Here is a 12,798-nt window from a genome sequence, read left to right on the forward strand (position 1 = left end):
AGTCAATTACAAGCATTGATTAATCAAGGTTTACAAAATAATTTAGACATACGTTCGGCACTGCAAAATATTGCAGTTGCCGAGGCGTATGCCAAACAAGGTAAATCGGGTTATTTACCAACTTTATCTGTAGGACCAAAATATACGTTTACAGAAACTTCTGCAAATACACAGTTCGGAGCATTAATGGGAAAACAATCATTAAGTCAATATGAACTTTCAGGAAACTTAAGTTGGGAGGCTGATATTTGGGGAAAAATTAGAAGTAACCAAAGAGCTTCATCAGCTACATATTTGCAAACTGTAGAAGCGCATAAAGCTGTAAAAACACAAATTGTAGCGTCTATTGCAAATGCATATTACAATTTGTTAGGTTTAGATGAACAAAAGAAGATTTTAGACAAAACATTGATTAACCGTGAACAAAGTTTAGAAACAACGAAAGCCTTGAAAGAAGCTGGAAGTGTAACAGAAGTAGCAGTAAATCAAACAGAAGCACAATTATATAATGTAAAATCATTATTAGTTGATGTAGAAAACGGAATTAAATTGAATGAGAATGTTTTAAGCATATTATTAGGCTCAAATCCTCAATCAATTAGTCGTTCTACATTAGCTTCTCAAGCAATAAATAATAAATTATCAGTTGGTGTACCAACTCAGTTGTTAGAAAATCGTCCAGATATAAAAGCAGCTGAATTTGGATTAATCAATGCTTTTGAGAATGTAAATATTGCAAATGCTAGTTTTTATCCATCTTTAACAATTTCTGCAACAGGAGGTGTTCAGGGAATTGATATAGATAAATTATTTAGTGCTCAATCTTTATTTGCAACTGTAATTGGTGGTTTAACCCAACCAATTTTACAACAACGTAAAATTCGTACGCAAAAGGAGGTTGCTTTAGCAAATCAAGAAAATGCTTTAATTAATTATAAAAGTAAAATCTTGAATGCAAGTAAAGAAGTTTCTGATGCATTATATAGCTACGATGCGTCTGTAAAGAAAGCAGAATACAAACAAAAAGAATATCAATTATACAATCAAGCAATTACAAATTCTGAAGAATTGTTAAACTATGGTATGGCTAATTATTTAGAAGTAATTACAGCTAGAGATAACGGTTTGAATGCTGAATTGAATGTAGTTGATTCAAAATTAAAGTCATTAACTTCTATGGTCGAATTATATCGTGCTGTTGGAGGAGGATGGCAATAATCTTATTTATCTAATTGAATTAAAGCTTCAGATTTATCTGAAGCTTTTTTTATGTTTTAGATTATTAAGATTTTAAGATATTCTCGAAATATTCTTTAGATTCGTCATCAAATGTAGGTTTTTGAAGTAATAATTGAGAGATTTTTACAATCTTATCAAAATCATTTTGAGAAAAATATTCACCAAAATGTTCATGGCAAAAATCACCAATATTTCCTAAAACAACATTTACTTCTTCTTGGCTCAATTCTCCTTTTTGTTGCCAACGTGTTCTAAATAAACTTGCAGCCAAATAAGATGAAATGTCAATTAAATCATCCATCGAAATATTACCATTATTTTGCAATTTTGCTGAAATCAGCGTATCCATATCGCGGTAAATAATATCTCTTATCGTTAATTCTTTTTCTTCCATTGTATAAATTCTGTGGTAAAATTATAAATTAAAATTTGCATCTACCTGAAACTTCATCAATTCTTTTGTCGTAGGATGCGTAAATTCTAAATATTCGGCATGCAAATGCAAACGATTGGCTTTTGTACCATATAAATCATCTCCTATAATGGCAATATTCAAACCTAAATGATGAGAAGCATGCATTCTCAATTGATGTGTACGACCAGTTATTGGGTAAAAATGAATCAACGTTTTACCATCTTTTCGCTTTATAACTTGATAATCTGTTTTTGCATTCTTACCATATTCATAACAAACCATTTGTCGCGGGCGATCGTCCAAATCTACACGTAAAGGCAATTCAATTGTACCATTATCATTCTCTACATTACCGTTTAATAGTGCGATGTAACGCTTTTTTACTTTACGTTTTATGAATTGTTGTTGCACAGCTTTATGACTTTCTTTGTTTAAAGCTAAAACTAAAATTCCAGAAGTTGACATATCCAAACGATGAACAATTAACGGACCAGTTGCATTCGGAAACTGTTTTCTGATGCGAATATAAACCGAATCTGTAATCTCTATTCCTGGAACAGAAAGAAATTCTTCGGGTTTATTTACAACCAAAATATCATCATCTTGATAGATAATTTCGAGTTGTTCAACAGTAGAATTTTGTTGAAGTAAAAGATTATCATCAAGCTCAATTCCTTGTAACATATGCCCCAAAATTGGTTCGCATTTTCCCGTACACGCCGGATAAAAATGTTGATGTTTTCTGACTTCAGATTTTGGCGAATCTCCCCACCAAAATTCGGCCATACAAATTGGTTCTAAATTTTCTTGAAAAGCATATTGTAGTAATTTTGGCGCAGCACATTCACCAGCGGCAGCAGGAGGTTGTTGAAAAGAAGTTTGTTCAAAAATTTCTCTCAATCCTTTTTCTTGCTTAAACTTATTCAAGAACTGATATTGGTCAAATAATTGATTTTGAAGTGAATTAGATTTTAATTTTCTTTCTTCTTTTAATTGATTTCTTTCTTCGTCAAAGATAAAAATTTCTTGTTGAAGTTTATTTTTAACAATTTCTAATTCTTTATTTAATTGTCTAAACTCGTGTTTGTCTCGTAAACTTTGTTTGATTAAATCTTCTTCAAAAATGATAAATTCTTGCTCGTTTAAAGTTGGAATAATTGTATCGCGTTGGGTTTTACGTTCTTTTTTATTGATTTTCAAAAGTTGTTTTCCAGCTTCAATTTTCGATTTTTCTTCCAACTCAAATAACCTAAAATTTTCACGTAATTCATGTAATTTATGGTTGTTTTCTAGTTGTTCCAGAAGTTGATTTATTTCGTTCAAACGTTCTTCTTGTTCTAAGAAAAAACCATTTTTATTTAGCATATCAAAAACAGGAGGAACAAATATCTTATGCTGATTTGTATTGGCTAATTTACCCGAAACAGCAGCTAAATATCCAATTTCATTCGCTTGATTTCTAACAACCAAAACACCAAACATTTTACCAATAGTAAGTGATAAATCATTTTTATCTAATCCAAAATTATGAATAAAATCGGTCTGATTCGTCAAATAATCTTGCACTTCTTTGCATGCTAATTTTGCTATTGCGTGTGGTTGATAATAAAAAGGATAATCAAATTTTGATGGAATTTCTAAAGCTGAAATAGATTGTTTGAAATACTGAAAATAATAGGACATTGTAAAATATAAATTCGCTGCAAAGTTACATTATAACTGATTAATTTCGAAATCTAAATTTTCTCTGGCTTGTTGTTCGTATAAATAGTTAAAATGATCAGTTTTATAAATTTGATCCTGAGCAACAAATTTTTCAAGTACATTTTTTCGTCCTAGATTATAGATTTCTTTAGGAAACTGCTGATATTCTTTTCTTATATTTTCAGAATAAATAAAATATTTAACTGTAGATTGACCTAAAATAGAGAGATCAGCATCTATAAAATAATTAATATCTTGATCTTGATTTTTACGATGATATTTTGTTGCCAATATTAATTCGTTGACTTTAGAAAGTATTTCTTGCGGAACATTAATCTCCGATAATCGTTGAAATGCAATTTTAGCACTTTCTTCTTCATTATCCAAATTCGTTGTATTGTAAATGCAATCGTGGTAAAAAAGTGCTAATACAACAGCATTCCAATCTTTTATAAAAACCTTTACGTTTAACAATTCAATCAACATATCACGAAGATGTTGCAAGGTATGATAATGTAAATTTTTGTGATTATAGAACCAATTAATCTCGCGCCAATACATGTCATTTAGCGTTTCATTGTCTGAATATTGATTTATAATTTTTATAAAAAAATCTTTTAGATCTGTTGTTTCCATTCTACAAAAATAATTTAAAATCTTGCTGTTAAGATAAAATTTAGACTGATTACCTCGTTAAACTATCAAAAGCTACTCGTTTGAGTAGCTTTTGGTAGTTTATAAACTTGTTGTGCATTTTGATAATTTTATATTCAAAATACACAATGGGTATATTTATAAATATAGATTTAATCTTCTATTGTGTCTTTAATTTGAACTTTGGTTGTATTTGGTTTTTCGCCGTACAAAAACTCTAAATAAATTTTACTGTAAGAACTGAAAATTTGTAATAGTTTAAAATAATTTACATCATTCAGTTGAATATTATTTCCTGTATTTGTTAAGGCATTGTCAATAAAATCTCGAATTTTAAACGAAGGTATTTTCAAATCATTTGTAAAATAACTTTCACCAAAATAATTTTTAATTTTTGTTATTTTATCATATTTCGTTTCGTAATCTATAAGCGCTTTTCGTTGCTTTGCCTTTCCAGAAATCACGTCGAAAATTCGCCCAACATCCAAACGTGTCAATGTAATATCTCCACTTAAAAAACCTGCTCTCAGTGCGGAAGTATCTTTTATTGGTTTCAAATCAGGATTAACACCTAAATCTTTATAAAGTTTTGTGATAACGTCTGCTTTACGTCCATTTTTAACATCTTTTTCTAAAATTCCAGTCAATTTTGGACCAATAAAAGCTGTTTTTAATTGAATGGTTTGAAGAGCTAAATGTACCACAATTACGGGTTTTTTATATAAATTAGATTTCAAGATAATAGATCTATTTTCGTACCAATCTGATTGTATTTTTAGCGTATCATTTTCTTGTGCTTGAATAAAAAATATTCCGGCAAAATTAGTAATCGTCGTGTGATTTGTGCGCGTATTTGTCACATAAACTCCTTCGGCATTTTCTTCAGAATCATCAATAATGATATTTCCTTGAACCCATTTTTCCTGAGCAAAAATGAATTGAGCGAATAGTAAAATAGTGAATGTAAAAAATGGTTTCAATTGTGCGATGTATTAATTTCTTCTACGAATATAAGTCTTAAAAAAATATCGATGAATATCTTAACGTTTATTGGCTAAGATTTAGAATTCTGTTAAGATTTATTGTGTTCCAGCTTGACTTAATTCTTTTAAATATTGTTTAGCAAACGCTTCTAATTCAATTTGAATAAGCTCAAATTGGCGATTAATAACTTTTTCTTTTAATGGATAACGATCACTTACATAATACAGAAACTCTTCAATTTTATATTCAGGTAAATGTAAATCGTCTGTAAAATAATCAAGCGGATAATAATGTTTCAACTCTTTTATTAAAGATGCTTTGGTTTCGTAGTTTCTTATTTTACGTTGATCACGATAAAAACCGTTCATGTGTCCAATTAATCTCACAGGATTCAAAACATCCATTGGTTTAAACTTTGCCAAATCTCGTTTAGGTTCTAAATCTCGTAAACGCTGATCTAATCCCATTTTATCATACAATTCTGTTTTAGAATCGTAACCAAAATTTTTTCCAAATTTATTATTTCCGATAACAGCCGTTCCAAGTTCTATTGTCTCAATATTTAGATGTGCTTGTAAATATCCTTTGGTGTAAATATTTTGATTAATCACAATTTTTCTTGGAATTAGAAAATCAGCTTCAAATAAAATTGTATCTCCAATATTCACCTGAATAGAGTAATAACCAGATGGAGTAGTGAATGTACGCGCTTCTGAACGTAAATTTTCTACACGAATACCAGCTGTTGTAGAAACATATTCGTTTCCTTCGTCAATTAAAACGGAACCAGTAATCAGTTTATTTTGACCAAAACTAATAAGGGTAGATAGTAGAAATATGTACGTTAACCAATTGCGCATAAATTAACCTTTAAGTTTTTGTTTTATTTTCGACCAACGATAATTTCTGATAAATTTTTCTTGGTCTTTGTTTACCATTTTTGGCGTATTGTTAGATGAAGCTTCAAAAAAACCTTTCAAATAATAAAAAACATAAGATGGTTTCTTTTTTCGTAAAGCTAATTTTGTGCCAGCAATTACAGTAATCCAAAAACCATAACCAAGTGCATAATAAGCAGAACCTTGTTTGTACAAAGCAGATTTGTTATAGCTTGCGCCAGTCGGTTTTAGATGTTTTATATGCAATGATTCGTCCGTTACAACTTTCCAACCATAATATTTGCACAATAATTCGTCAACCGTATCCCAACCCATGTGTGGACGCAAACCTCCAATTTTGTCGTAACAAAGTTTTCTGTAAGCTTTAAAAGCGCCACGAATGTGATCTTTATCGGTTAAACTTTCTATAATCCAATTTCCATTTTTTTCAATATACGCAAAACCTCCGACCATTGCAATGTTTTCATTTTGATTGAAATGATGTAAAATAGTTTCGAAATAATTAGATGGAATATCCAAATCAGCATCCAATTTTACGATAATATCATAATTAGGATCAATAATTTCGTATCCTTTCAAGAAAGCTTGTACAACTTTACTTCCGGGTTGATGTTCGCTTTTCGATAATATATTTCGAAGTTTTATGAACGAATATTTCGCTGAAAATTCTTTAACAATTTGTTGTGTTTTATCCGTAGAATGGTCATTAACAACGATTACTTCATACGGTAAAACAGTTTGGTTTACAATTGCATTTAGAGTAACGGCAATAAAATCTTCTTCGTTATGCGCGGGTATAACAATGGTATATTTAGTAAGCAAAGTCTTTTTTTCGTTCTGCGTAGACAGCATAATATCTTGGTGTAATACTTCTTAATAAAGGTCTAATTCCTAATTTATTTGATGGATGCGTCCATTTGTGACGATGAATAACTTCCCAACCAGCTTTTTCCATTAACATATCAAATTGCCAATCTTCAAATTCGTGATAATGCACATCGCGTGGATCATTTTGATTTCTGTAAGCAGATGAAAACCACAAACGCATTGGTATTGATGCTAATAATTTATCTCCAGGTAAATTTCTTAAAACTTCCATCGGATTCACTAAATGTTCTAATATTTCTAAAGCTGTTACAAAGTTAGCATCATAATTTTGTAAATCGTTATAATGATAATCTAAATCGTCGCCATTGGTATTTTTTACATCAAAACCATTTTCTAACATAACATCAGTAAAAGGATTTTTTACACCTAAATCCAAAATTTTATCTGTAGGCTTTGCAAATTTATTTAGTAGTGCTAAAGTCTCATTGTATCTTTTCTGTGGATATACTTTGTACATTTTTATACTCTTTTTCGAATGGTAAATTTAATCATCATATTTTAATATCAAGGATTTCTATTTTAAATTTTTTTATTGCAAATTTGTCAAATGAATTTGGTGAAACATTATCGTTTAAGAAACGGGAAAAAAGTGGAAGGATATGCAAAAGAGGTGAGTGGTATAACCTATTTCAAAGGTTATAATGAATTTACATGGCATAAAAATCCTTTACAGTTTGATACGATAGATGTTGGTGTAGAAGTTTTAGACAAACGCAATCGCCGTCTGTATACAAATGATATTGTTTTATATAAAGTTTTAACTAAACCATACACGCGCAAAGGTTTTGTTGTTTTTGAGCCTAATACAAAAGAATTTGGAATTATAGATATGGTTTCTTTTCATTTTACGCCTTTTTATATCAACGATTTATCCCTTTTTGATAAAGATCGTTTAGAAGTGATTTCGCATTTGTTTACTGCAAAAGAAAAATCGAAATAATGATGATTCGGATAGATTTTTGATTTCTAAAGTTTAAAATCTATTTAATATGAAAAAAAATATCACTTCACTTCTTCTATTTTCAGTTGTAATTATTTCAAGTCAACTAATGAGTTGTACAAATAAATCAGAAAATAAATCAGCAACTCAAGAAGTTAATTCCAATTCAGAAATAGAATCTAATAAAAAAATCGTGTTAGATTTTTATCAACAAATGTTTGGCGATAAAGATTTGACAGCTGTAGACAAATATATTGCGCCAGAATATATTCAACACAATCCTACTGTGGCTGATGGTTCTGCAGCATTCAAAAAAGCAGCGGAAGGTTGGTTTAAAGGCGCTCCAAAAACTAAGATTGATGTTCAGCATATTGCTGCAGAAAATGATTTAGTTTTTCTACACATAAAAAATACTAATCCAGATGGTTCTTTAGTATCTACAATTGATATTTTTAGATTAAAAGACGGAAAAATTGTAGAACATTGGGATGTACACCAAGATGTGCCAAAAGAATCTGCAAATAAACATCCAATGTTTTAGAGATATAATTAAACTAAAAATCTCCCAAAATAGGGAGATTTCTTTATTTTATAAATTTTCTAACATCATTAGAATTTCACTTTCGATACGTTGCATCATTTCATCAGAAATTTCAATAGAATGTTTTATATTTTCTACGGTATTATAAGTTAATTCACCTGATTTTAAATTCAAATTAAATTCAACTTGTCCTTCCCAAGAATTACTCGATTCGTAAAAAGAAACATTTTGGAACGGAAGTCTTTTCAAAACCTCTTCGCCAAAATATTCTTCTAATTTGAGTTTGTTTTCTTGATTAATAGTTAATTTTTCCATGCTTTTATTATCATTGCATTTGCAGAAGTTTCGTAGAAAATAATTGCTAAAAGTTGTAAAAACTCTGCATGATTTAATTTTCCATTTACTACTTCGTCAATATTTGTTTCATAATATTCTTCGATTGTTTTTGTAATTAACGCTTTATAATTATCTAACGGAATATTCTGATTTTTCAATTCTTTTAGCAAATAATTATCCGAAGCTAAAAAATCTGGTTGCGTTGTAAATATTGGCGATTTACGAATATTTAATGCATTATGAAATGTTTGCGAAATCAAAACACCACGTTCTAATTCTTCAAATTCCCAGCCATTGCGGACTCTACGTGGATTATTTTCATAAAAAACATGATTGTGAAAAGCGTGTATATGCTTCGCAATATCAGTGTTTGTATGTAAATAAAGAAATTGTAAAATAGAACTAAACAAATGGTTCGCATTCAGATTACTTGGATAATATGTAAACAACAATGGGAAATGAAACAACGTTGTATACAAAGGAGAAAAACTATCAATAATATTTAAGTTTAATAGATTTGTACCTTCAAAATCAACTTTTTGATTCTTTTGATAATAATTAACTCCAGCCAAATAAATATCTTGATAACTTAATTCAAATTGGTTTAAATACGTACCAATTCGTCTAAAAAAGGAAGTATTTAGATTATGATTTGTAATTAATTTGTATTCTTTTTCTTTAAATTCTTGTACAAAATCTTCGATCAAATCAGTTTTTAAATCATCTTTAATCACTTGATCAAAATTGAAACTTTTTTGACGAATTTCGTTTACATAAATCTCATTATATGTATAAATTAATTGTTTGATTGGCGTTGTATCTAATTCTTCGTATGGATTGTAATCGTTTGTAGAAAAGGCATACAGCGTAATTAGTCGATGAAATTCTTGTTGAATTTTTTGTTCCTCACTAAACATATTCATCAATTGATTGGTATTCGCGCTAATACAACTTTCTCCTAAAAAAAATAGAATTCCAGCTTTTAAATCTTCATAAAAACCACATCTTTCTAATGTTTGATCAAAATAGGTTTTGAATGGATTTTCAGTTGAATGGCTCATATTGTTTATTTTTTTGTTCGATTTTTTAAAAAAGTAAAAGTATAGATTTTTTGAATAATTAAAATGAAAAAACCTCTGTTTTACAGAGGTTTTAATTATTTATGTTAAACTAAATAGAGTAACTGTTTAAAATTCAACTGTTGAAGGATTTAATCCAGAAAAACCATCAGCAGGCATTTCGTCAATTGCTTTGATATCTTCTTTACTCAATTCGAAATCAGTTGACTGTAAATTAGCTTCGATATTTTTTTCTGAAGAGGAGCGAGGCAATGGTAAAATTTCTTTTGCTAAACAATAATTAATGCAAATTTGTCCAACAGATACATTGTATTTTCTTGCTAAAGAAATAATTAATTCATTTTCTAAAATTCGTCCCGAACCAAGTGGACTCCATGCTTCAATAAGTAAATTATTTTGTTTACAATAAGTAACTAATTCTGGTTGAGAATGTCCTGGATGAAATTCAATTTGATTAACCATAGGACTTATAGTAACGCTTTTAAATAAAGATTCTAAATGGCTTATATTGAAGTTACTAACTCCAATAGATTTTGCTCTTCCTGACTTGTAGATTTCCTCGAATGCACGCCAAGTTTCAGCATTTAATTCTTCCCAATTTTCAGGAAATTGAGTTTCATTTGCTGGCCAATGGATTAAATATAAATCAATGTAATCTAATTGTAAATCTGCTAAAGTTTGGTCAAAAGCAGCTAAAGCTTTTTCGTATCCGCGTTCACAATTCCAACATTTTGACGTAATAAATAATTTTTCACGATCAATATTAGCTGTTTTTAAAACATGACCAATTTCTTTTTCATTGTTATAAATTGCAGCTGTATCAATATGTGTATATCCTTTTTCTAAAGCTATTTTAAGAGGTTCTCTAACTTTATCTCCTTCTAATAACCAAGTTCCAAAACCAATTTCTGGAATTTCTACTTGATTTGATAGTGTGAAATTTTTCATCTTATTCAATATTAATTGATTCTATTTTCTTACTCTAAAATGTAAGCTCCTTTCAAATTTAGGCCTTTATCTAAAAAATTTAGTACTAAGGATTCGTTAAATCTTCTGTTAAAAGTAAATGTTAGATTCCTAAAAATGTTTTGTAGTTATAAAATTTGCTTTATATTTATTTCCGATTAAAGAATAAAAATTTAGTAAATGACGCAGTATACTGGTACAATAGAGAATTTTATGAATGTGCATGAAGATTTTGTGAATGCATTAATTCTTAAAAAAATTAATCAAACGGTACAATTAGAGGATCAAAAATCAATTGATATTGAAAATAATGAATTGATAAAGCAAAAATTAAATGAATTAAAAGAACATTTAAATACACTTTTTCAAAATGAATTTGGAGATTGGGAAATTACATTAGATTTAGAATCTTTTGAAAATGAATTTGAAAATCATTTCCAAGTTTCAAAAAAAGAACTAGAGGATAGTGTGATTTTGAGGTAATATTTTATGGAAGAAAAACAGATTTTGTATGTAGATTTTTCAACATTAAGAAAATCTTATATAGAAGTCAAAAATTTTCTTGAAAAAAAAATCTCTTGAAAAGGTTGATAATATCTGATATTCTGATAGAATTAGATTTGGGATTTTGTGGAGATGATGCTTTTATTTTAATAGCAGAATTTGTAGAAAAATATAATTTAAACTTTTCTGAGTTTGATTTTTTAGAACATTTTTTATCAGAAGGTGAATTAATGAAAGGAACTCAAGTTTTATTAAATATGTTTTTTCTTCCACTGTTTTTTCTGTTTTGGTTAATAAAAGAATTTACTTTTGATTTGATTAATTTAAATAAATATTTGATTAAAATTGTGAAATTATTTTCCATTAATCAAAGAAAGACTCTTGATATGAGTTTTGGAGATTTATTAGCTTCTCATATTAATAAAAAATATAGGTTAAGAAATTCTACAAAATTTGTTTTAAAATTAATCTAAACCTTCATAAAATCTTCTTCCAATAAATCCTCTAAAGGACTTTGCATCAGTGATTGTGGTAAATTACGGAAAGCAAAATTACGCAGATTGATTAAAAATTTGTTTTCAATTTGTGCTATTCTTCCTGCCATTCTCGATGTATCAATAATATAATGTGTACGCTTTAGTCGACGTAAATTATAATGCTCAAAAGCCAACAAAATATCAGTGTCTTTTTTGATTAATTCGTCATACAAAACACAAACATCTTCCACAGCCATACACGCGCCTTGTCCCATATTTGGAGTTGTTGCGTGCGCTGCATCACCTATAAGCAATACGCGATTGAAGGCATAATTATTAATTGGTTTTATATCCATAATCGGTGTTGTAATCACAGCTTCTGGATTGGTTTTTTGTAATGTATTTCTAATTTGACCAGAATAATCTTTAAATTGATTTTTTATATCATTTAAATTGTAATTATAAACATCAGAATTGAGTGGTGTATTGACACAAGCGTACCAATAAATTTGGTTATTTATCAAAGGTGTTAATCCAAAACGTCCATTTGCTCCCCAAGTTTCTACACTTTTTTTAGAATTGTACAATTTATCTTCCACAATTGCGCGCCAACACACATAACCTGCATAACGAGGCGTAGAATGTTTAAGTAATTGTTGACGAATGATAGAATTTATTCCGTCAGCAGCAATCAAATAATCACCTTCTGTAGATGTACCATCTTCAAAATGAAGAATAACCTTTTCAAAACTTTGCTCAAATAAGCGAACTTTTTTGGATGTTTTTATTTTAGATGAATCAATTTTCGAAACTAAATAATGATGTAAATCTGCACGATGAATGGCGAAATTTTCATTGTTATAATTTTGTTTTAATCGCTCTGTATCAGCTTTCAAAATTGTTTTTCCTTGCCAATCTTGTATTTCAAAATCTTCAAGCATGTGTCCCAAAGGTGCAACTTCTTCTGCTAAACCAAGAATTTCAAAGGCTTTCATTGCATTAGAAGCTAATCCAAAACCAGCACCAATTCCACGAACTTCTTCCGATGCTTCATAGATTTCGTAATCATAGTTTAAATCTTGTAGAACTTTGGCTAAAGTTAAACCTGCTATTCCTGCGCCTGCAATTAAGAATTTCTTAGTCATTGATAAAAATAAAGTTCAAAATTAATCA

General features: G+C 29.1%; 16 protein-coding genes. 5 read left to right on the top strand and 11 right to left on the bottom strand.

The window, feature by feature from the left end; all coding sequences use genetic code 11:
* The coding region (locus RSC72_RS04635) for a TolC family protein (protein ID WP_332578425.1) at positions 1-1,218 on the top strand (1,218 nt) is incomplete at its 5' end.
* A gap of 64 nt (positions 1,219-1,282) precedes the next feature.
* Here RSC72_RS04635 and RSC72_RS04640 read toward each other — a convergent pair.
* From RSC72_RS04640 to RSC72_RS04670, 7 genes are all read right to left on the bottom strand, one after another.
* On the bottom strand, positions 1,283-1,633 hold the full coding sequence (locus tag RSC72_RS04640; protein WP_332544927.1) for a hypothetical protein: 351 nt from the start codon (positions 1,631-1,633) through the stop codon (positions 1,283-1,285).
* A gap of 21 nt (positions 1,634-1,654) precedes the next feature.
* Positions 1,655-3,337 (bottom strand): RluA family pseudouridine synthase, encoded by a 1,683-nt coding sequence (locus RSC72_RS04645; RefSeq protein WP_332544929.1) that lies wholly within the window; start codon positions 3,335-3,337, stop codon positions 1,655-1,657.
* A gap of 30 nt (positions 3,338-3,367) precedes the next feature.
* The gene (locus RSC72_RS04650; RefSeq protein WP_332566226.1) at positions 3,368-3,994 is read right to left on the bottom strand and encodes an HD domain-containing protein; all 627 of its coding nucleotides are present in this window, start codon (positions 3,992-3,994) and stop codon (positions 3,368-3,370) included.
* 170 nt (positions 3,995-4,164) lie between these two features.
* The gene (locus tag RSC72_RS04655) at positions 4,165-4,992 is read right to left on the bottom strand and encodes a hypothetical protein (protein WP_332544931.1); all 828 of its coding nucleotides are present in this window, start codon (positions 4,990-4,992) and stop codon (positions 4,165-4,167) included.
* A gap of 99 nt (positions 4,993-5,091) precedes the next feature.
* Positions 5,092-5,856: a hypothetical protein gene (locus RSC72_RS04660; protein ID WP_332544933.1), complete on the bottom strand. Its 765-nt coding sequence runs from the start codon at positions 5,854-5,856 to the stop codon at positions 5,092-5,094.
* 3 nt (positions 5,857-5,859) lie between these two features.
* Positions 5,860-6,747 (bottom strand): glycosyltransferase, encoded by an 888-nt coding sequence (locus RSC72_RS04665; RefSeq protein ID WP_332544934.1) that lies wholly within the window; start codon positions 6,745-6,747, stop codon positions 5,860-5,862.
* Positions 6,707-7,240, bottom strand: coding sequence for a methyltransferase (locus RSC72_RS04670; protein ID WP_332544935.1), 534 nt, complete (start codon positions 7,238-7,240; stop codon positions 6,707-6,709). Before RSC72_RS04670 ends, RSC72_RS04665 begins: the two co-directional genes overlap by 41 nt.
* A gap of 90 nt (positions 7,241-7,330) precedes the next feature.
* On the opposite strand from RSC72_RS04670, the gene RSC72_RS04675 reads away from it, so the two are divergent.
* Entirely contained in the window at positions 7,331-7,723 is a 393-nt protein-coding gene (locus RSC72_RS04675) for a hypothetical protein (RefSeq protein WP_332544937.1), read from the top strand.
* A gap of 49 nt (positions 7,724-7,772) precedes the next feature.
* Complete coding sequence (locus RSC72_RS04680) at positions 7,773-8,264, top strand: nuclear transport factor 2 family protein (RefSeq protein WP_332544939.1); 492 nt, start codon at positions 7,773-7,775, stop codon at positions 8,262-8,264.
* 48 nt (positions 8,265-8,312) lie between these two features.
* Here the strand turns inward: RSC72_RS04680 and RSC72_RS04685 are convergent, their stop codons facing one another.
* The 3 genes from RSC72_RS04685 to RSC72_RS04695 all read right to left on the bottom strand — a co-directional run bounded on the left by RSC72_RS04685 (position 8,313) and on the right by RSC72_RS04695 (position 10,627).
* A complete protein-coding gene (locus RSC72_RS04685; RefSeq protein ID WP_332544941.1) occupies positions 8,313-8,579 on the bottom strand; it encodes a hypothetical protein in 267 nt (88 codons plus the stop codon).
* Entirely contained in the window at positions 8,567-9,661 is a 1,095-nt protein-coding gene (locus tag RSC72_RS04690; RefSeq protein WP_332566079.1) for a hypothetical protein, read from the bottom strand. Before RSC72_RS04690 ends, RSC72_RS04685 begins: the two co-directional genes overlap by 13 nt.
* 126 nt (positions 9,662-9,787) lie before the next feature.
* Positions 9,788-10,627, bottom strand: coding sequence for an aldo/keto reductase (locus RSC72_RS04695; protein WP_332544945.1), 840 nt, complete (start codon positions 10,625-10,627; stop codon positions 9,788-9,790).
* A 198-nt stretch (positions 10,628-10,825) separates the two neighbouring features.
* Here RSC72_RS04695 and RSC72_RS04700 point away from each other — a divergent pair, with 198 nt between their 5' ends.
* Together RSC72_RS04700 and RSC72_RS04705 are read left to right on the top strand one after the other, a co-directional pair.
* Complete coding sequence (locus RSC72_RS04700; RefSeq protein ID WP_332544947.1) at positions 10,826-11,128, top strand: hypothetical protein; 303 nt, start codon at positions 10,826-10,828, stop codon at positions 11,126-11,128.
* A gap of 95 nt (positions 11,129-11,223) precedes the next feature.
* Entirely contained in the window at positions 11,224-11,622 is a 399-nt protein-coding gene (locus RSC72_RS04705; RefSeq protein WP_332544948.1) for a hypothetical protein, read from the top strand.
* Here the strand turns inward: RSC72_RS04705 and RSC72_RS04710 are convergent.
* Positions 11,619-12,770 (bottom strand): FAD-dependent monooxygenase, encoded by a 1,152-nt coding sequence (locus RSC72_RS04710; protein ID WP_332566078.1) that lies wholly within the window; start codon positions 12,768-12,770, stop codon positions 11,619-11,621. The genes RSC72_RS04705 and RSC72_RS04710 overlap by 4 nt on opposite strands.
* Positions 12,771-12,798: the final 28 nt, after the last annotated feature.

The organism is Algoriella sp. (assembly GCF_036647415.1).
In the GTDB taxonomy this organism is placed as follows: Bacteria; Bacteroidota; Bacteroidia; order Flavobacteriales; family Weeksellaceae; genus Empedobacter.